The sequence below is a fragment of the Nocardiopsis valliformis DSM 45023 genome, from assembly GCF_000340985.1.
GTDB lineage: Bacteria > Actinomycetota > Actinomycetes > Streptosporangiales > Streptosporangiaceae > Nocardiopsis > Nocardiopsis exhalans.
In genome coordinates this window covers 66,710-90,739 of sequence record NZ_ANAZ01000029.1, presented here as the reverse complement: position 1 = coordinate 90,739, position 24,030 = coordinate 66,710, and the positions used below count along the sequence as shown (strand labels likewise).

The 24,030-nt window shown below is 67.4% G+C and carries 21 protein-coding genes; 9 read left to right on the top strand and 12 right to left on the bottom strand.

Going from position 1 to position 24,030, the window contains the following annotated elements; genetic code table 11:
* Positions 1 to 113: 113 nt before the first annotated feature.
* Complete coding sequence (locus tag D457_RS0124260) at positions 114 to 1,742, bottom strand: alpha/beta fold hydrolase (protein ID WP_017583274.1); 1,629 nt, start codon at positions 1,740 to 1,742, stop codon at positions 114 to 116.
* Positions 1,743 to 2,049: 307 nt separating this feature from the next.
* On the bottom strand, positions 2,050 to 3,213 hold the full coding sequence (locus D457_RS0124255; protein ID WP_017583273.1) for a pectate lyase family protein: 1,164 nt from the start codon (positions 3,211 to 3,213) through the stop codon (positions 2,050 to 2,052).
* A gap of 683 nt (positions 3,214 to 3,896) precedes the next feature.
* Here D457_RS0124255 and D457_RS0124250 point away from each other — a divergent pair.
* From D457_RS0124250 to D457_RS35920, 5 genes are all read left to right on the top strand, one after another.
* Entirely contained in the window at positions 3,897 to 4,106 is a 210-nt protein-coding gene (locus D457_RS0124250; RefSeq protein WP_017583272.1) for a hypothetical protein, read from the top strand.
* 189 nt (positions 4,107 to 4,295) lie between these two features.
* Complete coding sequence (locus tag D457_RS35925; protein ID WP_152514350.1) at positions 4,296 to 4,838, top strand: hypothetical protein; 543 nt, start codon at positions 4,296 to 4,298, stop codon at positions 4,836 to 4,838.
* Between the two features lie 4 nt (positions 4,839 to 4,842).
* Positions 4,843 to 7,218: an ABC transporter ATP-binding protein gene (locus D457_RS34245; protein WP_152514349.1), complete on the top strand. Its 2,376-nt coding sequence runs from the start codon at positions 4,843 to 4,845 to the stop codon at positions 7,216 to 7,218.
* Positions 7,211 to 8,440, top strand: coding sequence for an ABC transporter permease (locus tag D457_RS0124235; protein ID WP_017583269.1), 1,230 nt, complete (start codon positions 7,211 to 7,213; stop codon positions 8,438 to 8,440). The genes D457_RS34245 and D457_RS0124235 overlap by 8 nt, the downstream gene beginning before the upstream one ends.
* On the top strand, positions 8,437 to 8,577 hold the full coding sequence (locus D457_RS35920; RefSeq protein ID WP_204367471.1) for a hypothetical protein: 141 nt from the start codon (positions 8,437 to 8,439) through the stop codon (positions 8,575 to 8,577). Before D457_RS0124235 ends, D457_RS35920 begins: the two co-directional genes overlap by 4 nt.
* Positions 8,578 to 8,601: 24 nt before the next feature.
* On the opposite strand, the gene D457_RS0124225 is transcribed toward D457_RS35920, so the two are convergent.
* The 8 genes from D457_RS0124225 to D457_RS0124190 form a co-directional block, all read right to left on the bottom strand.
* Entirely contained in the window at positions 8,602 to 9,189 is a 588-nt protein-coding gene (locus tag D457_RS0124225) for a Uma2 family endonuclease (protein WP_017583267.1), read from the bottom strand.
* 168 nt (positions 9,190 to 9,357) lie between these two features.
* Positions 9,358 to 9,810 carry a DUF6912 family protein gene (locus D457_RS0124220; protein WP_017583266.1) on the bottom strand — a complete coding sequence of 151 codons (453 nt, stop codon included), beginning with the start codon at positions 9,808 to 9,810 and terminating at the stop codon, positions 9,358 to 9,360.
* Positions 9,811 to 9,918: 108 nt separating this feature from the next.
* Complete coding sequence (locus D457_RS0124215; protein ID WP_017583265.1) at positions 9,919 to 10,575, bottom strand: HAD family hydrolase; 657 nt, start codon at positions 10,573 to 10,575, stop codon at positions 9,919 to 9,921.
* A gap of 166 nt (positions 10,576 to 10,741) precedes the next feature.
* Positions 10,742 to 12,421, bottom strand: a complete 1,680-nt coding sequence (locus D457_RS0124210) for a glycoside hydrolase family 3 protein (protein WP_017583264.1) — start codon at positions 12,419 to 12,421, stop codon at positions 10,742 to 10,744.
* Positions 12,422 to 12,624: 203 nt separating this feature from the next.
* Positions 12,625 to 13,113 carry a PTS sugar transporter subunit IIA gene (locus D457_RS0124205; RefSeq protein ID WP_017583263.1) on the bottom strand — a complete coding sequence of 163 codons (489 nt, stop codon included), beginning with the start codon at positions 13,111 to 13,113 and terminating at the stop codon, positions 12,625 to 12,627.
* Positions 13,114 to 13,219: 106 nt separating this feature from the next.
* Positions 13,220 to 13,456 carry a glucose PTS transporter subunit EIIB gene (locus tag D457_RS0124200; RefSeq protein WP_017583262.1) on the bottom strand — a complete coding sequence of 79 codons (237 nt, stop codon included), beginning with the start codon at positions 13,454 to 13,456 and terminating at the stop codon, positions 13,220 to 13,222.
* Between the two features lie 133 nt (positions 13,457 to 13,589).
* On the bottom strand, positions 13,590 to 15,092 hold the full coding sequence (locus tag D457_RS0124195; RefSeq protein WP_017583261.1) for a PTS transporter subunit EIIC: 1,503 nt from the start codon (positions 15,090 to 15,092) through the stop codon (positions 13,590 to 13,592).
* Between the two features lie 48 nt (positions 15,093 to 15,140).
* On the bottom strand, positions 15,141 to 15,878 hold the full coding sequence (locus D457_RS0124190) for a GntR family transcriptional regulator (protein ID WP_017583260.1): 738 nt from the start codon (positions 15,876 to 15,878) through the stop codon (positions 15,141 to 15,143).
* A 274-nt stretch (positions 15,879 to 16,152) separates the two neighbouring features.
* On the opposite strand from D457_RS0124190, the gene D457_RS0124185 reads away from it, so the two are divergent.
* From D457_RS0124185 to D457_RS0124175, 3 genes are all read left to right on the top strand, one after another.
* Positions 16,153 to 17,196 (top strand): SIS domain-containing protein, encoded by a 1,044-nt coding sequence (locus tag D457_RS0124185; protein ID WP_017583259.1) that lies wholly within the window; start codon positions 16,153 to 16,155, stop codon positions 17,194 to 17,196.
* A 187-nt stretch (positions 17,197 to 17,383) separates the two neighbouring features.
* Positions 17,384 to 17,791 carry a YciI family protein gene (locus D457_RS0124180; protein ID WP_017583258.1) on the top strand — a complete coding sequence of 136 codons (408 nt, stop codon included), beginning with the start codon at positions 17,384 to 17,386 and terminating at the stop codon, positions 17,789 to 17,791.
* A gap of 5 nt (positions 17,792 to 17,796) precedes the next feature.
* Positions 17,797 to 18,933, top strand: a complete 1,137-nt coding sequence (locus tag D457_RS0124175; RefSeq protein WP_026116972.1) for an RNA polymerase sigma factor — start codon at positions 17,797 to 17,799, stop codon at positions 18,931 to 18,933.
* Positions 18,934 to 18,998: 65 nt separating this feature from the next.
* On the opposite strand, the gene secA is transcribed toward D457_RS0124175, so the two are convergent.
* Entirely contained in the window at positions 18,999 to 21,848 is a 2,850-nt protein-coding gene (secA, locus tag D457_RS0124170) for a preprotein translocase subunit SecA (RefSeq protein ID WP_017583256.1), read from the bottom strand.
* A gap of 329 nt (positions 21,849 to 22,177) precedes the next feature.
* On the opposite strand from secA, the gene D457_RS0124165 reads away from it, so the two are divergent.
* A complete protein-coding gene (locus D457_RS0124165; RefSeq protein WP_017583255.1) occupies positions 22,178 to 22,681 on the top strand; it encodes a hypothetical protein in 504 nt (167 codons plus the stop codon).
* A 204-nt stretch (positions 22,682 to 22,885) separates the two neighbouring features.
* Here D457_RS0124165 and hpf read toward each other — a convergent pair whose 3' ends face one another.
* Positions 22,886 to 23,557 carry a ribosome hibernation-promoting factor, HPF/YfiA family gene (gene hpf / locus D457_RS0124160; RefSeq protein WP_017583254.1) on the bottom strand — a complete coding sequence of 224 codons (672 nt, stop codon included), beginning with the start codon at positions 23,555 to 23,557 and terminating at the stop codon, positions 22,886 to 22,888.
* Between the last annotated feature and the right edge of the window lie 473 nt (positions 23,558 to 24,030).

Genomic DNA, 24,030 nt, shown 5'->3' with positions numbered 1-24,030 from the left:
TCGAGGAGCTGGAGTGGGGGGCGGCCGGGCCCCTGAGCCCGGCCCGTGGGTTCCAGGGCAGGGGCCGGGAGCATGGTTTCGCGCTCCCGGCCCCAGTGGATCGGTGTTCCGGGCTACTCCCGGTCACCACCGCTCTGGGCCCGGCTCAGGACGTCGGCGACCGACTCGACGTCGGGATCGGGCACCGCCTCCAGCAGCGGCAGGGGCTCCTCGAAGTCGACCGGAGCCGCCTCGCAACGGGTGCCGACGTCCGGCAGCTTCTGGTGGATCAGGTAGTCGTCCACGATCTCGGTGGTGCAGTCGGTGCGGCCGTAGACACCGTGTCCGGCGCCCTCGTAGGTGACGAGCACACCGTCGTCGCCGAGCTGGTCCGCCAGGTTGACCGCCCAGTTGTACCCGGTGGCCGGGTCGTGGAGCGAGTTGATGACCATCAGCGGCTCGCTACCGCTCACGTCGGTCGGGGCCTGGGGGTTGCGCACATCCGTCTGCCCGAGGCAGTTGGCGAGGTCGTCGACCGCGAGCATGCCGTAGCGCACGTCGGGGGCGACGAGCCGCTCGCCGCTGCGCATGAGCGCGTTCCAGTCGCCGTAGCCGCGCACCGGAAGGCTGTAGTCGTTGCACAGCACCGCCGGGTAGGGGTAGGGCACCAACCCGTCGGGGATCTCGTCGGCGGCCTCCGCGGCCCCCGCCGGGCCGTCAGCGGACTCCGCCGGACCGTCGTCCACCACCGGAAGCTCGATGCTCTCCGGATCGTCCAACCACGCCAGCGTCGAGGCGAAGTCATGCCAGCCCGGCCCGTAACCGGAGGAGAACGCCATACCGATGAGGTCCTGCGCGGTGACCTCCCAGGAACCGTCGGGGTCCTCGATGACGAGCTCGCCCGCGTCAGCGCGCTTCAGCAGATCCGTCCACAGCGCCCGCGGGTCCTGCCCGTTCAGTTCGCACTGGGTGCTGTCCTCGCACCAGGCGACGAAGGCGTCGAAGGAGTCCTGTGCCGCCTCCGCCTGGGTCGACAGGTACTGGCGGGTGTCGAGGTCGTGGTCCATCACGCTGTCGAGCACGACGGCGCGGACCCGCTCCGGGTAGGTCGCGGCGTACTGCTGGCCCATGAGGGTTCCGTAGGAGACGCCGAAGAACGACAGTTGTTCGTCGCCCACGGCGGCCCGGATCGCCTCGATGTCGTGCACGACGCTGAGGGAATCAACGTGATCGTACAGCGGCCCGGTGTGCTCCCGGCAGTCCTCACGCAGGTCCTCGTTGAAGGCGGCACGGGCGTCGAGTTCGGTCCGGTTGTCGAACAGGGCGCCGGGATCGTCCTCCATGGTCTCGAGCGAGCACAGGACCGGGTGGCTGCCGCCGACCCCGCGGGGGTCGAAACCGACGATGTCGAACCTGTCGAGGACATCGGGGCTGAAGATCCTGGGCGCGGCGAGCGCGAAGCCCACCCCGGAGCCTCCGGGGCCGCCGGGGTTGATCACCAGGGATCCGATGCGCGCGTCGGAATCGCTCGCGGGGATACGGGCCAGGGCGAGGTCGATCGTCTCGCCGTCGGGGTCGTCCCAGTCGATCGGGACGGTCAGGGTGCCGCATTCGGCGTCGGGGCTTTCCTCCTCCCCGCAGGTCTCCCAGTCGATGTTCTGGACCGGGGTCTCGGGGAGGGGGTCGGCCAGGGCGGGCGGCGCCATGAGGGGGATGGCCAGCCCTGGCACGAGGATGAGGGGGAGCAGCGCTCCACGCTTCATTCACTTCTCCTTCGGGGGGGTCGACGCTCTTCTGCGGAGAATCGCAGACAACGGGGGTATCGCCATTCGGTCCGTGGACGGTTCTGTGGATACCCAGGCGTTGCCGAGGAAACCGGCCTCCGCCCCGGGATTCCGTCTCTTTCGTGTTCGCGCTGCCTTCCGGGACAGGAACTTCTGACTGCTGGGGCACGGATTCCCGGGACGCGAAAAGGCGCCGAAGGCCTTCACGGCCCTCGGCGCCCGATGCGGCTTTATCCCACAGCCCTCAAGGCTGTTTTCTCAGCCCCCAGGACTGTTTTCCCAGTTCCTAGGACTGGACGTCGATCACGCCGGTTCCGGCGCCGGCTTCGACAGTGGCCTTGGCGTCCTCGGGACTCTGCGCCTCGTACTCGTAGGGCACCGTGAAGTCGGTGGTCGACTCCAGGTGCTCGTGCGGGGTGTCCACGAACGCGTTGTCGACCAGGTTCCAGTAACCGGTCTCGGAACTGCCGTACCACCAGCCCACCGGACCCTGAATCTGACCGGCGTGCGAATCCGTGCTACCCGACCCCACGTTGTCGAAGTGGTTGCCCTCGACCAGGATGCGAGCACCCATCCGGGCGTTGATCGCCGAACCGTCGATGTCCTGGAAGACGTTGTTGAGCATGTGCACATCCGCGTGGCGCACCAGCGGCACCCGGGTGTTCAGGTTGCTGAACAAGTTGTGGTGGTAGGTGATCCGGTCCGGACCGGAGCTGGGATTGTCGTTGTGACCCACCAGAGCGGTCTTCCAGTGGTCCTCGAACTTGTTCCAGGAGACGGTGACGTACTCCGAACCGTGCTTGATGTCGACAAGACCGTCGTAGAAGTCCTTGTCGACACCCTCCTTCTCACTGCTGAACTCGTTGTGGTCGATCCACACGTTCGAGCTGTTCTCCGTCACCTCCAGGGCATCACCCTCGCCCTGGGAGACGTTACGGATCGCCAGGTTGCGGAAGACGACGTTCTCCGAACGGGTGACCTTGAAGCCGATCCCGTCGAACCGACCGTCCTCGCCCACACCCAGGACGGAGACGTTGGAGACGTCCTTGACGTCGATCTTGTCCTGGCTGACCTGGTCCGGGGTGACGGTGACGTCGACGTAGACCACCAGACCCTCGTCGGAGTCGGCCCGGATGTGCTCCTTGAGCACCTCGTAGAGCGCCTCACCCGGGGTGCCCTCCTCACTCCAGGAGGAGTACTCACTCAGCAGGTACTCGTTGACGCTGTCAGCGCCGAAACCACCGGTGGTCCCACCGTTCATCGACGCGTAACCGACCGGGACGTCACTGAGCGGGTCAGCTGCGGCCGCGGCGTCGAGCGCGTCGGTGTTCCCGCTGAGCTCATCGCTTCCGGTGCTGCCGGGGACGAGGAACCAGGCTCCCGCGAACAGGCCGAGGCCGGCGGTGGCGGCGAGCCCCAGGAGCGCGGGCCTCTTTTTCGTCGTTGTCATGGCTTTCCTTTCGACCGGCGGCAGCGGGGACATGGGGGTCATGAGAAAACGCCGCCGGCAAGCGCACACAGACCGATACTGGCCGGAATGGCGCGCTGGTGGAGCATCCTGTACCACCCGCGAAAAGAATGTCAAACGCTGCTGCTCAAGGGCTTGTGGAAAGTGATTTCCCGCTGGACCAGCCATTCTGGAAATTTTCCAGAACGACGTTCTAGTGAGACTTTCATCATAAAAACGACCGAGGTCGCGGCGGGAAAGCCGAGGAAATCCACAACTCGTCGAGCACGGGGCGCCGCCTACGACTTCTGGTGTAGGCGGGCGCCTCGGGTCACGACTTCGGGCGTATGGGTCCGGAGCGTCGCGCTCCGTAGCTTCGGTGGTGCCGGAGGAGAGCCCCCGGCCAGTCGGAGGCGAGACCCCCGACACCACGACGAAGGAGACCGTATGACCCTCCGCCGCATCACGGTGGTCGCCGCGGCGGCCGCACTCCTGGCCGTCACCGCCGCCTGTTCGTCCGACGACACCGAGGGCATCCCCTCCGCCGGTTTCGCACACTCAGAGACGTCTTCGCCTACGCGCGAACCGAAGGCCTCGAAGCTACGACTGGACAGCACCGAGGTCCAGTCCCCTCGCCCCGGGCGAACAAGCCCAGCCGCCGCGCGTTCGTCTCGGGCAAGAAAAAGATGAACACCAAGAGGGGCGCCTCACCTGAGGAAGTGGCGGCCTGGGAAGCCGAGCGTCACGGGCAACCCTCCGAGAGGATCTGCGTGGAGCACGCCAACGCCGAACACAAGGTGTGGCGGCCCCAGCGATACCTCGGACGGCGCGACGATTTCAACGAGACCTACCCCGCCATCCCCGACCGGGTCTCCGACCGCGCCGCCCCGCGGTGATCACCCACGAGCCGATCCGCCGGGCCGGCGCACCCCGAGCTCAATCGCACACCACGCCGTTACAGATCCCCGCCGACGAATGTCAAATGCGACCACAACAGACCAGGTCAAAAAGCCTTTAGGGCACCAAGCTGGACGCAAATGACATAACGATGTTAGGGTCGCCGCGACCCCACAAAAGCCTTACTGATGGAGATCAATGTCCCCCTCCGCAGTACCACGCTTGTCATTGTCTCAGCGCTAATGGTCCTCCTGTGGCAGCCTGCGACATCCCTGGCAGAAACACGGGAAACCGCACCCGACCAGGAGATCATCTCCGACGGCAACGGAGAAATCGAACCGCTCGCCAACGACAGCAAAGCGGTCAACTTCAGCAACGGCGCCAGAATCGTAGCGAACGTCTACATCGCAAGCTATGGGGCTAAGAGCCGCTCTTACCGAACCTCGGCCATCATCGAGAACGGCCCAGCCCCGCGCTCCGGAACCGACTGGGTCCGAAACACGACCAGCTTCTCCTCCTGGGGGATTTCCTCCAGCTTGGACGCTTTCGGGCAAAGCGGAAGCGAGGTAAGCACCAGCTGGACGAACAACAACGGGGCCCGCGGATCGTACCTGTCCGGCAACGTCGTCGCGAACACGTTCACCTTTCGAGTGACCGGGACCACAACAGGTTTCGGCTACTACTACGGCATGACTCGCAGCGTGACCGCGACCACTTCGACGCTGACCTGATCCCGTGTCAAGCAAAACCACGACGCCGGAGCGCCCCGCACAGGGGGGCTCCGGCCCGTCGTTCGCAAGCGTTCCCCTCCGTTCCCTGACCATAGCCGTTTCATGCTGCTTCCTGATCACCTCGTGTCAGCTTTTCTCCGGGAAATCCGGACAACCGGAACACCGTGACGACCTATTGTCTGATTTGGCGTCGCTGCGCACAGAAGAGGGCCTCTACGCGCATCCCGTACCAGACCAGGGTGCTGAGAGCTGGAACTCAACCTTTCACGGCAGCAGGGTCGTGGAAATCGCGGGCGGCTCATCAATCGACTTTCAGATTGACACCGAAAGCGAGCTGCTCTCCGACGCCGTCGCCGAGCATGGAATCCATGGATACTGGTGGTACTCTCAAACCCCCGGGATCCCACTCCCAGACCAGGATTACATCGATGATTTCAAATCAATTTTCCCACCCGAAACCACCGGCGCCAATGAAGTAGATATTGCCAATCTAACCGTAGCACTGGAAACCGCTGACGCCTGGGGTGTCGAACTTTCGGATCAACAGAACGAGGAGCTCATCCAATTCGTGAATCGGGCGGCAGGAACTACTGACAAACCCTTCCTGCTGTGTCGATCCGCACGGTCGCTGGAGCTCCTCGGAGAAGAGGCAAATCCGATCGCGAAAACCTGGGAAACAAACTTCGAGCCGACTGATGTGACCAGCCCGCATGAGTTGATGGACGTCTATGGTTCACTCTGCCTCTACGAATACCAGGGGAATCTGAACCCAGGCGCACAGAGTGACGCGCGTGAGGCCCTGGAGCCGTTGTTGGAAAACCCAGATCAGTTTCAGGACTTCGACGCCTACTATCTGGCTTCTTCCTGGGAACTCGCCGACGGCGACACATCACTGCTAGCCCCGCTCTCAGAGGCCGTGGAGGAACGGATCTCTCCGGAGACCGGCATGGTGAGAGAAGCGACCACCGTCCTGGGAACGCTTCAGGCAACGTACATGGTGGGATGGCTGGCTTATTCCGTCAACGCAGAGGACGAGGTCTACGATTCGGATACGGTCTCGGCGACTCGGCGACTCGTCATCGAGGCACGTCAGCGCGGAGAGAATTTCGAGGAGCTGTACGGCGGCCTGATTCTTCGACAGGCCGGTGAACCCGACCCAGACCTTGAGGCGTCCGCCGTCGACTGGGCGCTCGGCCACCTGGATTCACTCACGCTGGGGAAGGACAATATTCGCGCGGTACACGAACTCATATTCCTCGTGGAGCAGTTGGATTCCTCAGCGCGGATACCGGACCTGCCGGTCTCCCTATTCGAGGTGGGTGACCGCGAGGACCGCCTGCACGCCTGGCAGCTGTTGTCGTTGCGCCACCACGTCGAGGCCGAAGACGAGCTGTTGGAGCACTTCGCAGACCTGATCGAGTCCACTCCGGCGATTCTCGAAGAGGAACAGGACAGCCTGAGCATGGTCGAGGTCGATGCGGCCGTACCCGTCGCGAGCATGGAGGCGGGGATCAATGACATCCTGTCACTTCTTTCGCCGTGGGGGGGAGCAACAGCGCGGTTGCGAGGAGTTCGACGAGCTCTACCGGCCTTGGGACAGCGCTTCCGAGTGCGACCTCGGATCCACTGTGCGCGCCACCAGGACGGGGCTCCGATGACCTCGGACCATCTCTACGGCACGCCGACCTCCCACGGAAACGCTCCACCTGTCCTGGACCTGGTCCGTGTACGCAAGGGCTATTCCGGGACCCCGGTCATCCAGGAGGCCACCATTCACTCACCCGGTTCGGAGACGGTCACCTTCCAAGGCCCCTCAGGTTCCGGTAAAAGCACCCTCCTCAACGTTGTCGGCCTCCTGACGAGTCCCGATGCCGGAACCGTGGCCATCAAAGGAACCTCCACTCGAGAGCTGGGTGAGGAGGGCCGCGCCCGCATCCGTCAGCGGGAGATCGGATTCGTCTTTCAGGACAGCCATCTTCTGCCAGCGTTGACGACCCTGGAGAACGTCATGCTTCCCTCGACAGCTCCACCGTCTGACACCGTGCGGAGGGCGCGAGGGCTGCTCAATGATGTCGGACTCTCGCATCGCACGGACTCCTCCGTACGGTACCTGTCGGGCGGTGAGGCCAAACGTGCCGCTATCGCGCGCGCCCTGATCAACGCACCGAGCTTGATCCTGGCGGATGAGCCCACGGCAGGGCTCGACTTGGAGTCGTCCCTGGCTGTTCTTGACCTACTCGACTCCCAGCGATCCAGCGGAGCCGCGGTTCTCATCGCCTCCCATGACCCCGTCGTATCCACAAGATCCACACGGGTGGTCAAGCTGGTCGGCGGGTGCCTGGCCTCCGAGCCGGTTGATCGGGGAGAGCGGGATGACTGACTGGCACATCATTCGGCGCAATCTTTCCGCCCGGGTGCGTGTCAGCCGGGCCCCACTGGTATTCACTGCCCTCGGAGTAGCCTTCGCCCTGGTGTGCTTGACGGCAACGTTGACTCTGTTGTCCTACACCCAGGACAACATCAGCGGAGCCGCGGCCAACCGGAGCGTGGAAATCGACTCGGTACAGTCAGGAGAAGACGTCACACTGGATGATCGGGCTCTGGACGAAATCGCCGCCCTACCCAAGGTCGACGCGGTCCACCCCTGGTTCCAAGAAGGCTTCCTCCTTGTCGACCAGGATTACCCTGCCGGAGTCCTATGGGCGACCCCCCGCATGGAGTACGGTCAGCCGCCCCTCATCGACCACGTCGGGGAGGAGCCAGCGGCACCGGGCGACCTGAGCGACAACGAGGTTGTCCTGCCCGACCAGGCCTCGGGAGTGGATCTCTCCGTTCTTCTCGGCAAGACAGTCGAGGTGGAGTACACCGTTGCCACCGGGCCGGACACCGGCGAGCCGGGATACACGGAGTTCAAGGTCGTGGGACTGTACGACTCGGGTTACGGTGCGCCAGACGGCCCTGGAGCGGCCTACCTCTCCCCATCGACCGTGCGTGAACTGGTCGCGGCAAGGGAGATGGTCGCTCCCGAGGAGGTCGGAGCCCGCGTCGCCTACCCCAAGGCCGTGGTCGAGGTTTCCGAGGAGGGGTTCGTCCTCGAAGTACAGCGGTCCCTGGCCGAGCAGGGATTCGCGGTGAGCAGCGTGCAATCCCTGACGAGCGAGGTTCCCAGCAGCACCAGACTTCTGCAGGTGTTGACCTGGGCCCTGATCGCGGTCGTCACTGTTTACTGCGCGGGCACCGGCGTGTCCTTCGGCTCTGACGTGGTTCGTAACAGACGTAAGGAGATCGGCCTCCTGAAGGCCGTGGGGTTCTCCCGGCGCAGGGTTACCCGGCTCCTCCGCGCTGAACTGGTCTCCTTCGGGTTGCTCACCGGGGTCACGGGCACTGTTCTCGGAGCGTTGCTGGCCGGAGCGGTTCTCGCTGTGGCCAGGCTCGCTGTCCTCCCTGAACTCGCTTTGCCGCCCGCGGCACCGTTGTTGGCCGCCGTGGCCGCGCTGATGGCTCTGCCCGCGGTATCCCTGTGCGCGGGAAGCCTCCGACAGATACGCGCAGCGACCTCAATCCCCGCAGATGACGCCCTCCGCGATCTTCGTACGGCATGAGCGAACAGCGTTGGGAAGATGGTGCTGCCCGCGGCCGTCCGGTGTGGGAGAGCCACGGCGAACTGGACGACCGCTTCCATCACGAGGCGGTGCCGAGCACCAGCGGGGCCACCCACCACGTGTTCTGGAGGCGCTGACCCTCGCGCCCTCGGCGGGGCGGCTCAGCCTCCGATGTGCTTCTTCCAGGGGCCGTCAGCGACGAGCCAGTGCGGAACGATCCGGATCGGGAAGGGCAGCTCGGTTTCGAAGACATCCTCTCCATAGACCTGGGTGATGTCCCGATACTGGCCGTTCTCCAGGCGCATCTCGCTGATGCCGACCTTGTCCGGGTGCGGATTGACGATCCAGTAGGACTCGATCCCGAAGTCGGCGTACTCGGCGCGCTTGGTGTTGCTGTCGCGGAGCACGCTCTCGGGGGAAAGGATCTCCACGGCCAGCAGCGGCGGCTTGGTGAGGTAGGGGCGTTCAGCGGCGTCGGCGCGGATGACCGCCAGGTCGGGGATCCGGTGGTGGGTCCGGTCCGCGTTGAAGTTGACGCCGGGGCCGGTGAGGACGGTGAACTCGTCGGGGGCTCCCGCGGTGAGATGGTAGGTCAGGCGGGAGTCCACACACGTGTGGTCGAAGACAGGGGCCGGAGACACGTCAAGCTTCCCCTCGACCAACTCGTAGCGCCGCCCGTCGTCCGGCATACGTGCCAGGTCGTCGACATTCAGGGGCTGGTCGGATGCTTCCGTGTCCCGGATGCTCATGACAGACATACTGCCTCCTCCGCTGCATGAGGGCCAGTATCCAGCGCGGTTCCCCGGTTACCGGCGGGTTTGCCGAAGAACCCGGGACGGCGAGCCGGTGCGGTCGATGACCGATGCCAGATCCACGCTCAGCCTTCCCCGGGACCTCGAAGGTGTGGGGCAGGGCCCTCAGGCACCCTCCACGAGGTAGCGGAGCTCCTGGACGGCGAACCACATGAGTTCGTGGTCTTCGGCGGCTTCGGAGGCCGGGTCCGCGGCGGCCTCGGCGATGTCGGGGGCCGCGTCGGCGTCGTCCACATGGGCGGACTTGAGCTTCTTGTAGGGCACGCCCCCCAGAACTTTGACCCGGGCGACGCCGTCAGCGTGGCTGGCCTCGTGTTCCACGATGTGGTCGGGCATCTCGGCGGCCAGCACCACGCGTCGGCGGGGCGCTTCGGGGTCCTCGGTGAGAAGTCTGAGCGAGGCCTCGGCGGCCGCGTACATGGCGTCGTACTCGGCCTCCTCGGCGTCGCCGTCGGGTCCCTGGTCAGCGGTGAAGGCGGTGAGGGCCTCGCCTTCCAGGCGGCCCGCGTCGAGCAGGGCGGCCAGGGCGGGGACGGTACTGGGCAGGAAGACGTACATGGGCACTCCAGGGCGCGGTCGGGTCCCTACGAGTTTCCCAAAGAACCCGAGGTGACCGGACCGGCGCCCCACCGACCGGGTCGGGGTCAGGCCGAGATCAGGCCCGGATCAGGCCGGCTGGCGTTCGCGTTCTCCTTCGGAGGCCAGGAAACGGGACAGCTCCCGGCGGGTGCTCTCCACGTCGGTGTGCAGGATGCCGGTCATACCCAGGGACTCCGCGGTCTCGATGTTGTGTGCCAGGTCGTCGATGAAGACGCACTCCTCGGGCTCCAGGCCGAGGCTCCGGCAGGTGTGCAGGTAGATGCGTTCTTCGGGCTTGCGCATACCCACCTCGCCGGAGATGACCACCGTGTCGAAGGTGACGGCGAAGTGCTCGCGGGGGTAGCCGTTGCCCCAGGAGTTGGACAGCAGCGCGGTGCCGTGCCCGCTCCCCCTCGCGTGGCGCAGGGTTTCGTACATGTCGTGGACCGGGTCGAAGTTCGAGAACATGCGCTCGATGAGACCCTCGGCCCGCACCGGACCGCCGTGGGTGGAGCGCAACAGGGCGGCGAGGTCGCGCTCGAACTCCCGGGTGTCGATCTCGCCCCGCTCCAGCGCGTGCACGGGGTTGTCCGGCACGCTGCCGTCGAAGTAGGGGCGCATGACCTCGTAGTAGTGGTCGATGTCGATGCGGTCGGCCCTGAGCCAGGCCTGGATTCCGTCGGGCAGGGGTGGGGTGAGCACACCGCCCCAGTCGGAGATGACCCCTCGTCGGGTGCCGGTCATCCGATCGCCTCCTTCGGTGATCGCCGTAGGGACCACCCGCCCGGCTCTTCGGGCTTGCGAAGGACCGGGCGGGGAACGGTTCTTCCCGTTCCCCGCCCGGTTCAATCTTCGTGGAACTCGCGAAGCACGCGAAGCACCGGAAACCGAACTCTCAGCAGCCCGGCACTCAGTAGCCCAGCCCGGTTCCGGAACTCACGTCGGCGCCGGGGATGTCCACCGGCAGCTTCCCGGAGGGGTTGATCTCACCCGCGATCGCCTTGGCTGCGGCCACCCGGGAGACCTCCACCGCCGAGTACAGGGCGATGTAACCCGCCACCTCGGGGAACGCCTCCAGGTCGTAGGGGCCGCCCTGGGCGACCACGACGACCGGTGTGCCCGCCGCCTCGCCCGCCGAGACCATACCCTGCTGCTCCTGCGAACCGCGGGCGCCGTTGGTGCCCACCACGAGCACCTCCTCGCCACTGTCCACGACGTCCAGCCCGGCGTCGGCCAGGGCCGGGGAGATCCGGTCCGCGCCCACGCCCTGCACTCGCACGCGTGTGCCCTCGGCGAGCGGCAGGAGGTCCCCCGCGTTCTGTACGAGGGTCACGGAGGCGTCGGCCACCCGCTGGGCGGCTTCGGCGTGCTCGGGGTCCTCCAGGGCCTTAGTGGCCTCGGCCGGGTCGGCGGACTCGCCCTCGAGGACCCCGCGCTTCTCCTTGAGCGTGAGGATGCGCAGCACCGACTGGTCGATGCGTTCCTCGGTGAGGCGGCCGCTCTCGACCGCCTCGCGGATCGCGGAGACCGCGGCGCCCGGGTCCGGCGGCATGAGCAGCTGGTCCACCCCGGCTTCCAGCACGCGTACGGCGATCTCGCCGTCGGCGTGGCGCTGGCGCACGCCCTCCATGTTGAGGGCGTCGGTGGTGACCACACCGTCGTAGCCGAGCTCCTCGCGCAGGATGCCGTCGATGATCGCCGGGGACAGCGTGGCCGGGTCCGGGTCCTCGTCGGTGTCCAGCTGCGGCATGAGCACGTGGGCGGTCATGATGGCATCCACGTCGGCGTCCACGGCCGCCTGGAACGGCGGCAGGTGCTCGGCCTCCCAGGTCTCGCGCGGCAGGTCAATGACGGGCAGCCCGGTATGGCTGTCGACGTCGGTGTCCCCGTGGCCCGGGAAGTGCTTGACCACCGGGGCCACGCCGTGTTCGGCGTAGGCGGCGGCCTCGGCGAGCACCATCTCCGAGACCAGCTCCGGGTCGGAACCGAAGGAGCGGATCCCGATGACCGGGTTGTTGGGGTCGGTGTTGACGTCGGCGTCGGGCGCGTAGTTCATGTTGATGCCGACGGCGGCGAGCTCGTCGGCGGTGGTGGCGGCGCGCAGGGCGGCGAGCTCGGTGTCACCGGTGGCGCCGACCGCCATGGCGTCCGGGAACAGGGTGCCCACGGGCATCCGGACCACCAGGCCCTGTTCCTGGTCGATGCTGAGGAACAGCGGGACGCCCTGCCCCTGTTCGGCGGCCAGGTCCTGGACGCCCGAGGACATCTCGGCGATCTGCTCGGCGTCGTTGAGGTTGGCGTCGAAGTAGATGATGCCGCCGGGACGGTGCGCCTCGATCATCGCGGCGTTGTCTGCGGCAGTGGTTCCCTGCGCGGTGAGGACCAGGAGCTGGCCGATCTTGTCGTCCAGGTCCATGTCCGCGAGCAGCTGGGGCGCCAGGACCGGTTCGAAGGGCTCGGCTGTGGCGCCGGTGCTCGTCTCGTCGTTCTCAGGCGAGGGGTCCACCTCCTCGGGTGTGGAACAGGCAGTGGTGATCAGGGTGAGGGCCACGCAGGCCGGGGCCAGGGCACGTGGAACGGACCGTCGCATATGGGACTTCATCTCCGCCGAATCGCTGGTTGCGGGCGGAGACTACCCGGTCATGGGACCAGGCGGGACGCACCCCGCCGTGGCAATGACCATGGTGGGGTCCGGGATCGGGCCCCGGGATCAGGCCGGGCCCGCGCGAACGCGGTGAGGAGCGGGCGAAGCCGCCTCGGTGAGACCGGAAAGATCGCTCCGGTCGGGGAAGGTCACTCCCAGACGAACAGCACCTCCCCCGGCTCGACTGCGCCACAGGCGAGTTCGGAGAGGGCGCCGGGTTCGGCGTCCAGGGCCACCACGGGCACGACCGAGGGTTTGCCCAGGGAGGCCACCATGCCGGGTGACCAGCGCACCACCGGGGTGCCCTCCGCCACCTGCGATCCCTCCTCGGCGAGGAGGGTGAACCCCTCGCCCGCGAGCTGCACGGTGTCGATGCCCAGGTGGACGAGGACACCGCGCCGGTTGTCGGCGGCCATGACCACATAGGCGTGCGGGTGGAGTTTGACCAGGGTCCCGGCGATGGGGGAGACCGCCTCGTGCCAGGACTCCTGACCGCCTTCCTGGCCCGGTTCGGGATGGACCGCCACACCGGGGCCGACCATGCTCTGGGAGAACACGGGGTCCGGCACCGTCTCCAGGGACATGGCTGTTCCGGGGACGGGGGAGAGTACGCGCAGCGCACGGTTCACGTCTGACATGACGGAGGTCTTCCCTTGGGGCGGGACTTAACCCGGAAAAGGGCCGGCCAGAAGAGCACAAAGGCCTGACTTTCTCCGGCCCGCCCGTCCGGGACGGTCCGACGGGCTATTCCAACAGGTCCCGGATGTCGTCGGTGAGGGAATCCGCCTCCGGGCCGACCACGACCTGGACGACCCTGCCCGAGACGAGGACACCGTGCGCGCCCGCCGCCTTGAGATCAGCCTCCCGTACGAGTGCCGGGTCGCTGACCTCGGTGCGCAGCCGGGTGATGCAGGCCTCGATGTCCTCGATGTTGGCCGCGCCGCCCAGCCCGGCGACGATCGCCGTTGCCTTGTCCGCCATGTGCCCTCCGTGCTCTACCCGGGTCACGTGACCCGGGGGTCTCAGCCGAGCTTAGAGGTGGCGTGACTCACACGCCAGAGTCGGCGCGGTAGCCAGTTCGGCGGTGCGGTCGATCGTCGCCGGGAACCGGATGTCAGTCGGTGCGGCCGGTGTCTCCGTCGGGCTTGCCTCCGGAGTCCTTGCCGGGCGGGGCGTCGGGGCCGGGTTCCGTCGTACCGTCGGCGGTGGCCGGGGTGGTGTGCGGGGCGGCCGTGGCGAGCTCTTCCTCGTCGCGTTCACGTCCTGGGGTGGGGAAGTTGAGCTTCGTGATCAGCAGGTAGAAGACCCCGAAGTAGACCAGGAAGTAGAACACCCCGAACAACAACAGGATCCCCAGCCCTTGGGTGTTGTCCTTCGTGGCGTTCAGCAACAGGTCGATCAGGCCCGCTGAGAAGCCGAAGCCCAGTTGGACGTCGAGGGCGTTCATCAGTGCCATGGAGATACCGGTGAGCACGATGTGCACCGCGAACAGCACCGGGGCCACGAAGATGAACGCGAACTCCACCGGCTCGGTGATGCCCGTGACGAACGCGGTCAGCGCCGCCGGGATCATGAGCGAGCCCACCTGCGCCCGCCTGGCCTTGGACGCGGTCAGCCAGATGGCCAGCGCGGCGCCCGGCAGGCCGAACATCAGCACCGGGAAGAAGCCGGACAGCATGCCGCCCGCGGTCGGATCCCCGGCGAAGTAGCGGGGGATCTCTCCGTGGATGACCGTGCCGTCGTCGGCGGTGTAGGTGCCGGAGACGAACCAGATAAACGAGTTCACCACGTGGTGCAGGCCCATCGGCAGCAGGATGCGGTTGATGACCCCGTAGATACCTGCGCCGAGCGCGCCCGCGCCGATGATGCTCTCACCCAAGTTCTGGATCCACATGCCGACGATCGGCCAGAGCAGGCCCAGCACCACGCCCATGCCCAGACCGGCCAGGGCCGTGACGATGGGAACGAAGCGGCGGCCGCCGAAGAAGCCCAGCCAGGTGGGAAGTTTGATGCGGTGGTAGCGCTGCCACAGCACGGCGGCGATCAGACCGATCGCGATCCCGCCGAGCACATCGGTGGGGTTCTTGATCGCGTGGTTGATCACCGGTGCGACGGCGTTGACCGACTCGGGGTCGGTGAGCGGTTCCCTGGTCACCGGATCGGTGGCCAGGGGGTAGCTGGTCAGCCGGGAGCCGATGTCGCCGGTGGCGCCGTCGAAGGTCACCATCGTCCAGGTGGAGACCCGGTCGAAGACCAGGTAGCCGACCACGGCGGCCAGGGCCGTGGAGCCGTCGGCGCGTTTGGCGAAGCCGATGGCCACACCGATGGCGAACAGCAGCGGCAGAGCTTCGAAAATGGCTTCACCGGCGGTGCCGACCGCGCCGGAGACCGGCTGCATCCAGCCCATCCCGTTGAGCCCGGCCAGGCCGTCGGCGCCGAGGAGGTCGTCCTGGCCGAGGCGGAGCAGGATCGCGGCGGCGGGCAGGACCGCGATCGGCATCATCAGGCTGCGGCCGAGCCGTTGGAGCAGGGCCAGGGCCGTGGAGCCGCGCTTGGCCGCGCCTGAGGGCTCGGCAGAGGAGGCCGCAGAGGCCTCGGCGGGTGTGGGGTCCGACATGGTGGGGGGTCCTCCCTCTCGGACGCGCGCCCCCGGGGGCGCTCGGCGTCAGTCGCCGTGCTGCCGCGGATCGAGGCGGGAGTGCAGCTGATAGCGGTCAGCACGGTAGGTGGACAGCGCGAGTTCCACACACTGTCCCTTGGCGAAGCTTCGGCGCTGCATGACCAGCACCGGGCTTCCAGCGGGTAGGCCAAGGAGACGGGAGTCGGCCGAGTCGCAGATCCCGGCCTCGATGGTCTGTTCTCCGGAATCCAACAGGATGTCGAACTCGTTTTCCAGGACCTCGTAGAGGGATCGTTCGGCGAGGTCGTGATCCTCCAGGCCCGGAACCATGGCCGCGGGGATGTTGGAGCGCTCGACCGCCATGGGTTCGTCGTCGGCAGTACGCATGCGTTCGATGTGGTGGACGAGGGTGCCGGGGGCGATGTCGAGCATGCGCGCGGTGTGCCCGCTGGCCGGGATGACCTGTCGGATCAGCTCACGGGCGCCCGGTTCGAAGCCGCGGGCCCGCATGTCCTCGCTGAAGGAGGCCAGCACCAGGGACATCTCGATCTTGGGCCGGGCCACGAAGGTGCCCTTGCCCGGGACCCGGTACAGGCGGCCCTCGGCGACCAGGAGGTCGATGGTCTGGCGCACGGTCATGCGGGAGAGGCCGTAGGTGGTGCTGAGCTCGCGCTCGGAGGGGACCATGTCGTCCACGCCCAGCCCGGCCGAGGTGATCCAGTCCAGCAGCAGGTCGCGGAGTTGGACGTACTTGGGCAGTGGGTTGCTGGCGTCGATCGACATGGTGCGGGCGGCCTTCTCGGTCGGCGATTCGGGCTGGCGTTAGACCTTAGCGCGGCATCTGCCCCGACATCTGACGCTTGCCGGGTCGTGCCGGATTCTGACTGGTATAGTCCGGACTAGACCATAGCTCGACCCGCGTGTCAATCCTCCTTGTGCCACGCGGCGCGAACCAGCATCGTGGCTGGCCAAAGGGATAGTTCCGGGCCGCCAACGAACGATCGACGCGGCCCCCGGCGCATGTCCAGGACCGCCCGCCCACACCGGAAGGCTCCGCATGACCACCACGACCAGCGTGATGCGCTCCGAGATCGCCGAACAGCCCGAGGCCCTGCGACGCACGTTCGCCGAGCTGCTGCCGCTGCGCGGCGAGATCGAGGCGCTCGGCCGCACCACCAAGCACGTCCTGTTCATCGCCCGCGGCTCCTCGGACAACGCGGCCGTCTACGGCAGTTACCTCCTCCAGGCGCACACCGGCCGCCTGGCCACGCTGGGCTCCCCGTCCATCGCGACCGCCTACGGCGCCAAGATCGACCTCTCGGACGTTCTCGCCGTGGCCATCTCCCAGTCCGGCAAGACCGAGGAGATCGTCGAGACCATGCGCTGGGCCGCCGACTGCGGCGCCCGGACCGTGGGCGTCACCAACGGCGCGGACTCCCCGCTGGCCGCCGAGGCCGACGTCGCCCTGGTCACCCGGGCCGGGAACGAGCTGGCCGTGCCCGCCACCAAGACCTACAACACACAGCTGGCCGCGCTGGCGGTCCTCGCCCTGGGACTGGGCGCCGACCTGGACGCCGGGGAGCTGGAGCTGGTGCCCGAGGGCATCGAGCAGACCCTCGCCGCGCCCACGGACGCCCTGGAGGAGATCGTGGAGCGGATGGTCGCCGTGCAGGGCGCGGTGATCTCCGGGCGCGGCATGGCCTTCTCCACGGCGCTGGAGGCGGCGCTCAAGCTCAAGGAGGCCTGCTACCTGCACGCCATGGGGCTGTCCTACGCCGACCTGCTGCACGGCCCGATCGCCGTGGTGGACCCGCGCACCCCGGCACTGCTGGTCGCCGCGCCCAGCGGCCCCACCTTGGAGGGCACGGTCGCCCTCGCCGAGCGGGCCCGCTCCGCGGGCGCCCCGGTGTTCGGCTTCGGCGGCGGTTCGACCCTGGCCGCCGCGAGCGACCTGTCCGTGCCGATCCCGGACGTGCCCGAGTGGGTGTCGCCGATGAACCTCATCGTGCCCGCCCAGCTGCTCACCGAACGCCTCGCCCGCCGCCTGGGCTACAACCCCGACGTCCCCCGGGGCCTCAACAAGGTCACGCAGACCTCCTGACCCCGGACTCCGGGTTCCCGACGGCCCGGCACCGCCCCCACGCGGTGCCGGGCCGTCGGTGTGGAAGGACCCGAACAGGGAAGTACCGAAAGAAATTCAGCGGATGATGTCGAGAACCCGTGGCCGGCTCCGTCCCCGGAGTGAACGCGACCACCATGGTTCGCACGAGCCACCGAGGAGAGACATCATGGCCAAGTACCTGCTGCTCAAGCACTACCGAGGTGCCCCGGCCGCGGTCAACGACGTGCCCATGGACCGGTGGACGCACGAGGAGATCTCGGCCCACGTGAAGTACATGAACGACTTCGCCGACCGGTTGAAGGAGACCGGCGAGTTCGTGGACGCCCAGGCGCTCGCCCCCGAGGGGACGTTCGTCCGCTACGACGGCGAGGGCCGCCCCCCGGTCACCGACGGCCCGTTCGCCGAGACCAAGGACCTGATCGCGGGCTGGATGCTGATCGACGTCGACAGCTACGAGCGCGCCGTTGATCTGGCCGGTGAGCTCTCGGCCGCCCCCGGGGCGAAAGGGGAGCCGATCCACGAGTGGCTCGAACTGCGACCGTTCCTGACCGAGCCGTCCACCGTCACGGAGTAGTGCCGGTGAACGATGCCATGCTGCGGGCTCTGGTCCCCGCGGTGATCGGGGTCCTCGTCCGTCGCGGAGCGGACTTCGCGACGGCCGAGGACGCCGTCCAGGACGCCCTGGTCGAGGCGGTTCGCGTCTGGCCGGACGACCCTCCCCGGGATCCGAAGGGCTGGCTGGTCACCGTGGCCTGGCACCGGTTCCTGGACTCGGCCCGGGCCGAGAGCGCCCGCCGCAGACGTGAGGAGCTCGTCGACGAGGAACCCAAACCCGGGCCGGTGTCCTCGGTGGACGACACACTCCGGCTCTACTTCCTGTGCGCCCACCCGTCGCTGACGCCCTCGTCCGCGGTCGCGCTCACCCTGCGCGCCGTGGGCGGGCTGACCACCCGGCAGATCGCCCAGGCCTACCTGGTACCCGAGGCGACCATGGCGCAGCGGGTCAGCCGGGCCAAGCGCACTGTCGCTGAGGAGCGTCTGGTCCGGCCCGGGGACGTGGCCACCGTGCTGCGTGTGCTCTACCTGGTCTTCAACGAGGGCTATTCGGGCGAGGTGGACCTGGCTGCGGAGGCCATCCGGCTGACCCGGCAGCTCGCCACCGGGATCGACCACCCCGAGGTGGCAGGGCTGCTCGCCCTCATGCTGCTGCACCAGGCCCGCCGGGCCGCCCGGACCACGCCCGACGGCGCCCTGGTACCGCTGGCCGAACAGGACCGCGGGCTGTGGGACACCCACCTGATCGCCGAGGGGGTCGGGATCCTCCAGGCCGCCCTGGCCCGCGACCGGCTGGGCGAGTACCAGGCCCAGGCCGCCGTCGCCGCGCTGCACGCCGACGCGCCCACCGCCGAGGAGACGGACTGGCCGCAGATCGTCGAGTGGTACGACGAGCTCGCGTTGCTGACCGAAAGCCCGGTGGTCCGGCTCAACCGGGCGGTGGCCGTCGGCGAGGCCGACGGGCCGCGCGTCGGGCTGGCCGCCCTGGCGGAGCTGGACGAGACACTCCCCCGCTACACGGCGGTCGCCGCCCACCTACACGAGCGCGACGGAGACCCGGCTCTGGCCGCCCGGTTGTACGCCGAGGCGGCGCACAAGGCCAGCAGCCTCGCCGAACGCGACCACCTCACCCGCCAGGCGGCCCGGCTCAACCAGCGCTGACACGCGTGTGGGCGCGGCCCCTCAGGGACCGCGCCCACACGCGTGTTCTCGGTACTCCTCAGCCGCTACCTGGCGGTGGGGTCACCGTGGCACTTCTTGTACTTCTTGCCCGAGCCGCAGGGGCAGGGAGCGTTGCGGGCGGTACCCGCGTACTCGTTGTCCACGGCCTCGCTGTGCTTCTCGACGGAGCCGTCCTCGCTCGGCGCGGAGTACTGGAGCCGGCTCGGCTGGTCCTCGCCGAAGCCGGGGACCACCACGTCCTCGGCGCTCTCCGCCTCCTCGCTGGGCGCGTCGGCCTTGGCGGCCTCGGCGTCCTCCTCCACGGCTGTGGCGACAGCGGTCGCACCGGTGGAGCCGCCGCCGACTGCGGCGGCGGTCTGCGCGGCGGCAGAGGCCGTGAGCGTGGGCTCCTCCTTCTTGCGGACCTGGACCTCGACGTTGAAGAGGAAGCCGACCGACTCCTCCTTGATGGCCTCCAGCATCTGCTGGAACATGTCGAAGCCCTCGCGCTGGAACTCGATCAGCGGGTTGCGCTGAGCCATCGCGCGCAGGCCGATGCCCTCCTGGAGATAGTCCATCTCGTAGAGGTGCTCACGCCACTTGCGGTCCATCACCTGAAGGATGACGCGACGCTCGACCTCGCGCATCGCCTCCTCGCCCAGCTCGGACTCGCGGGTGTCGTAGGCGGCCTTGGCGTCCTCGATCACCTGGGTGGCGATGAGGTCGCCGGTCAGGGTGTGCAGTTCGCCGTTCTGCTCGATGAACTCGTCGACGGTGAAGCTGATCGGGTAGACCTGCTTGAACGCCCGCCAGAGCTTGTCGAGGTCCCACTCGTCCGGGTCGCCCTGGGCGGTCTCCTCCACGACGTAGCCGCGGAGCACCTCCTCGAGCATTTCCACGACCTGGTCGCGCAGGTCCTGACCCTCCAGGACCTTGCGGCGCTCGGCGTAAATGACCTTGCGCTGGCGGTTGAGGACCTCGTCGTACTTGAGGACGTTCTTGCGGATCTCGAAGTTCTGCGTCTCGACCTGGCCCTGGGCGGAGGCGATCGCCTTGCTCACCATGCCGGACTCGATCGGCTGGTCGTCCGGGATGTTCAGCTGGTTCATGAACACCTCCAGACGGCTGGAGTTGAACAGGCGCAGCAGGTCGTCCTGGAGCGACAGGTAGAAGCGGGACAGGCCCGGGTCACCCTGACGGCCGGAACGGCCGCGGAGCTGGTTGTCGATGCGGCGCGACTCGTGGCGCTCGGTACCGAGCACGTACAGACCGCCCGCCTCGACGACCTTCTCGTGCTCGGCCTCGTACTCCGCGGTGGCCTTCTCCAGCGCCTCGGGCCAGGCGGCCTCGTACTCCTCCGGGGTCTCCAGCGGAGTCAGGCCCCGGTTCTGGAGCTCCTCGTTGGCGTTGAAGTCCGGGTTGCCGCCGAGCATGATGTCAGTACCGCGACCGGCCATGTTGGTGGCCACGGTGACGGCGCCGAGCTTGCCCGCGCGGGCGATGATCGAGGCCTCACGCGCGTGGTTCTTCGCGTTGAGGACCTCGTGCGGGACGCCCTCGCGCTTGAGCATCCGGGAGAGGAGTTCGGACTTCTCGACGCTGGTCGTACCGACCAGGACGGGCTGTCCCTCCTCATGGCGCTCGGCGATGTCCTCGGCCAGGGCCTGGAACTTGGCGTCCTCGTGCTTGTAGACGACGTCCTTGAGGTCCTCTCGGACCATAGGCCGGTTGGTGGGGATGGGGACCACACCGACGCCGTAGGTCTGGGTGAACTCCGCCGCCTCGGTCTGGGCGGTACCGGTCATGCCGGCGAGCTTCTCGTAGAGGCGGAAGTAGTTCTGGAGCGTGACCTTGGCGAGAGTCTGGTTCTCGTCCTTGATCTTGACGCGCTCCTTGGCCTCGATGGCCTGGTGCATGCCCTCGTTGTAGCGGCGACCGGCAAGGACGCGTCCGGTGAACTCGTCGACGATGAGGACCTCACCGTCCTTGACGATGTACTCCTTGTCCTTGCGGTACAGCTCCTTGGCCTTGAGGGAGTTGTTGAGGAAGCTGATCAGCGGGGTGTTGACGGCCTCGTAGAGGTTGTCGATACCCAGCCAGTCCTCCACCTTGGCCACACCGGACTCGGTGATGCCGACAGTGCGCTTCTTCTCGTCGACCTCGTAGTCAGTTTCCTTCTTCAGGCGGGGCGCGATCTTCGCGAACTCGGCGTACCAGCGCGAGTTCTGCTCGGAGGGTCCGCTGATGATCAGCGGGGTGCGCGCCTCGTCGATGAGGATGGAGTCGACCTCGTCGACCAGGGCGAAGAAGTGCTCGCGCTGGACCGTGTCCTTGAGCGAGAGCGCCATGTTGTCGCGCAGGTAGTCGAAACCGAACTCGTTGTTCGTTCCGTAGGTGATATCGGCCTTGTAGGCGTTGCGGCGGGCCTCAGCGGTCATCTGGGGGCCGACCACGCCGACCTCGAGCCCGAGGAAGTGGAAGATGCGGCCCAGGTTCTGGGCGTCGCGTCGGGCGAGGTAGTCGTTGGTCGTGATGACGTGGGCGCCCTTGCCCGCCAGGGCGTTGAGGTACACCGCGAGGCTTCCGGTCAGGGTCTTGCCCTCACCGGTCTTCATCTCGGCGATGTTGCCCAGGTGCAGGGCGGCCGCGCCCATGATCTGGACGTCGAAGGGACGCTGACCCAGGGTGCGCTTGGCCGCCTCACGGACGGTCGCGAAGGCCTCGGGGAGCAGGTCGTCCAGGGACTCCCCGTCCTCGTAGCGCTCCTTGTACTCCTGGGTCAGGTCGCGCAGCTCTTCGTCGGTGAGGTCGACGTAGTCGTCCTCGAGCGCGTTGACCTGGTCCTTCAACTTCTTGAGCCGGCGCAGGATCTTTCCTTCACCCGCGCGCAGGAGCTTGTCGAGTATGCCTGGCACTTCCTATGCGCTCCTCGCAGATCGCGGTTGGCTCCGCCTGGGGGCGGAGAGTCAGATCTAGGCCCGCTGACCGCTTCCCGTGGCAACGGAGGTCAGGGGGAGAATCCTGGGTCCTCGGGCCTACATCCTAGAGGACCCGGAACCGCTTCCCGTCCTCCCGACAAACGAGTGGGATGGGTATAGATGTTCCCGCCCTTTTCATGATGTTTGTGCAGACTCGCGCATTTCTCCGGGTAGAGCAATAGGAAGTGGTGGACAGGAGGGCGACCCGTCCGCCTGGCACACCGTGAGTACGCCGACTTTCGATCGTGTTCCCGGGAGGGATCACCATGCGAGCGAACCGGAACGACCGTTCGGCGGGGACCCCGCGGTGGGGACCGGTGCCACCGCCCACACCGGCCGATGCGGTGGAGGAGGCCCTCGAAGGGAAGGATTCGCGACGCAGGCGTGGGGAGGACGATGATCCCGGTCTGGACTGGGAGCTCCACCGCCCCACCGACGAGGAGCAGGACCGGCACGGGCGCATCCGGGGTTTCCAGCGCCAAGGCGGCAGCCTCGCGCCGACCAATGGCCACCGGGGCAGCGCGGCCTCGTGGGTCTGCGTCGCCCTCGGAACGGTGGGCTTCGGCCTCGGCGGCCTGGCGATCGTGCTCGACTGGTCGGTGCCGCTGCTGGTGACCGGAGCCGTCCTGATGACTGCGGCGCTGGTGGTGGCGGTGGTCTGGGACATCCTCAGCGACGTGGTGCTGGACCCGCCGCGCTACGAGCCGGAGGAGCCGCACCAGACCCCGCTGCACCGAATCAAGCAAGCCGAACAGTCCCAGAGTTACTGATCGGCAGCCGTCTGGCCCCTGACTGGCCGCCCCTTGAACGGCTGGCGCTTCGCCCTGTGGTGCACCGGGCGAAGCCGCCGTGCGCCACGACCGGAGCGTCATCGAACGCACGACCGCGGCGGGCCGCCGTGGCCCGCCGCGGTGCGTGTGCCGGCTCTTCCACCTCCCGTGCGGGGGAGTTCTTCGAAGGACGGGGACGAGGTCCTAGTCCACGAGCCTCAGAACGCCGTAGTTGAAGCCCTTCCGGCGGTAGACGACGCTCGGGGTGTCCTTGACCTCGTCATGGAAGAGGTAGAAGTCGTGTCCGACGAGTTCCATCTCCATCAACGCCTGGTCGATGCTCATCGGCTTGGCCCGGTGGAACTTCTCCCGCACGATCACGGGAGCTTCCCCCTGGGTGTCGAGTTCCACGAACTCATCGGAGAAACGGCCGTCGACCTCGACGCCGTCGATCTCCTCGTCCCCGCCGCGCTGAGCGGGGGTCGCCTTGGCTGGTGTCGGGGTGAGTGAGGGCAGGTCTCCGGGGAGGTGGGCGGTCGCTGCCGCCACGGAGACCGGAGTGTGGTTTCCGCGGTGCACCTTGCGGCGGTCCGCGGACTTACGGAGTCGGGCCTCGATCTTGTCGATCGCGAGGTCGAGAGCGCCGTGACGGTCCACTGACGCGGCTTCGCTCCGGATGACCGGGCCGTCGGAGTGGATGGTCAGTTCAACCCGCTCGCGGACGTCGGCGAGCTTGGGGTTGCGCTCCTGGGACACCTCCACATCGACGCTCATGCCCTTGCGCTCCCACTTGGAGAGCCTGTCGAGCTTGTTCTCGACGTGCTGTCGGAACTTCTCACTCACACCGGTGCGTCGACCTTTGACGATGATGTCCATAGGACCCCCTTCATCGCGTGGCCGCCGTGAAGGCGACGGCCAGGCTGGCTCTGCTCCCCTCCCGTGTTGGGGAGGGTGTGACGCGCTAGCCCCTTTCCGTCTGTGCCCCGTTCTTCTCAGGGTCACGACTCGGTTGGAAGTGCGTATACCCATCAGAGGCAGGGTCATCACGTGCCCCAAGGACACGATTACCTGAGACCCCTGAACTGGGAAAAAGAACTTTTGACCTATGTGGGGTGAGTCGCCCACCGGGCAGGGAGACAGGGGTGGGCGGAACATGGTCGGAGAGGGCGGCCCGGAACGAGAGTTCGGAGAAGTCACCCCGGAAGGAGGGGCTGACCTGGGCTGAGAGGAACTCGGGCACAAACACCCGGGTGGACGTGGCGCGGCGGAGACGGGTGGGGGTCCACACCCCCGGAGCGTTCGCTCCGGGTGTCACGGACCCCCGCACGTCGGCATGCCACCCGTCCGGC

Coding starts and splice junctions, on each gene's coding strand:
- D457_RS0124260 (WP_017583274.1), bottom strand. CDS start 1,742: ATGAAGCGTGGAGCGCTGCTCCCCCTCATCCTCGTGCCAGGGCTGGCC.
- D457_RS0124255 (WP_017583273.1), bottom strand. CDS start 3,213: ATGACAACGACGAAAAAGAGGCCCGCGCTCCTGGGGCTCGCCGCCACC.
- D457_RS0124250 (WP_017583272.1), top strand. CDS start 3,897: ATGAACACCAAGAGGGGCGCCTCACCTGAGGAAGTGGCGGCCTGGGAA.
- D457_RS35925 (WP_152514350.1), top strand. CDS start 4,296: ATGGAGATCAATGTCCCCCTCCGCAGTACCACGCTTGTCATTGTCTCA.
- D457_RS0124235 (WP_017583269.1), top strand. CDS start 7,211: ATGACTGACTGGCACATCATTCGGCGCAATCTTTCCGCCCGGGTGCGT.
- D457_RS35920 (WP_204367471.1), top strand. CDS start 8,437: ATGAGCGAACAGCGTTGGGAAGATGGTGCTGCCCGCGGCCGTCCGGTG.
- D457_RS0124225 (WP_017583267.1), bottom strand. CDS start 9,189: ATGAGCATCCGGGACACGGAAGCATCCGACCAGCCCCTGAATGTCGAC.
- D457_RS0124220 (WP_017583266.1), bottom strand. CDS start 9,810: ATGTACGTCTTCCTGCCCAGTACCGTCCCCGCCCTGGCCGCCCTGCTC.
- D457_RS0124215 (WP_017583265.1), bottom strand. CDS start 10,575: ATGACCGGCACCCGACGAGGGGTCATCTCCGACTGGGGCGGTGTGCTC.
- D457_RS0124210 (WP_017583264.1), bottom strand. CDS start 12,421: ATGCGACGGTCCGTTCCACGTGCCCTGGCCCCGGCCTGCGTGGCCCTC.
- D457_RS0124205 (WP_017583263.1), bottom strand. CDS start 13,113: ATGTCAGACGTGAACCGTGCGCTGCGCGTACTCTCCCCCGTCCCCGGA.
- D457_RS0124200 (WP_017583262.1), bottom strand. CDS start 13,456: ATGGCGGACAAGGCAACGGCGATCGTCGCCGGGCTGGGCGGCGCGGCC.
- D457_RS0124195 (WP_017583261.1), bottom strand. CDS start 15,092: ATGTCGGACCCCACACCCGCCGAGGCCTCTGCGGCCTCCTCTGCCGAG.
- D457_RS0124190 (WP_017583260.1), bottom strand. CDS start 15,878: ATGTCGATCGACGCCAGCAACCCACTGCCCAAGTACGTCCAACTCCGC.
- D457_RS0124185 (WP_017583259.1), top strand. CDS start 16,153: ATGACCACCACGACCAGCGTGATGCGCTCCGAGATCGCCGAACAGCCC.
- D457_RS0124180 (WP_017583258.1), top strand. CDS start 17,384: ATGGCCAAGTACCTGCTGCTCAAGCACTACCGAGGTGCCCCGGCCGCG.
- D457_RS0124165 (WP_017583255.1), top strand. CDS start 22,178: ATGCGAGCGAACCGGAACGACCGTTCGGCGGGGACCCCGCGGTGGGGA.
- hpf (WP_017583254.1), bottom strand. CDS start 23,557: ATGGACATCATCGTCAAAGGTCGACGCACCGGTGTGAGTGAGAAGTTC.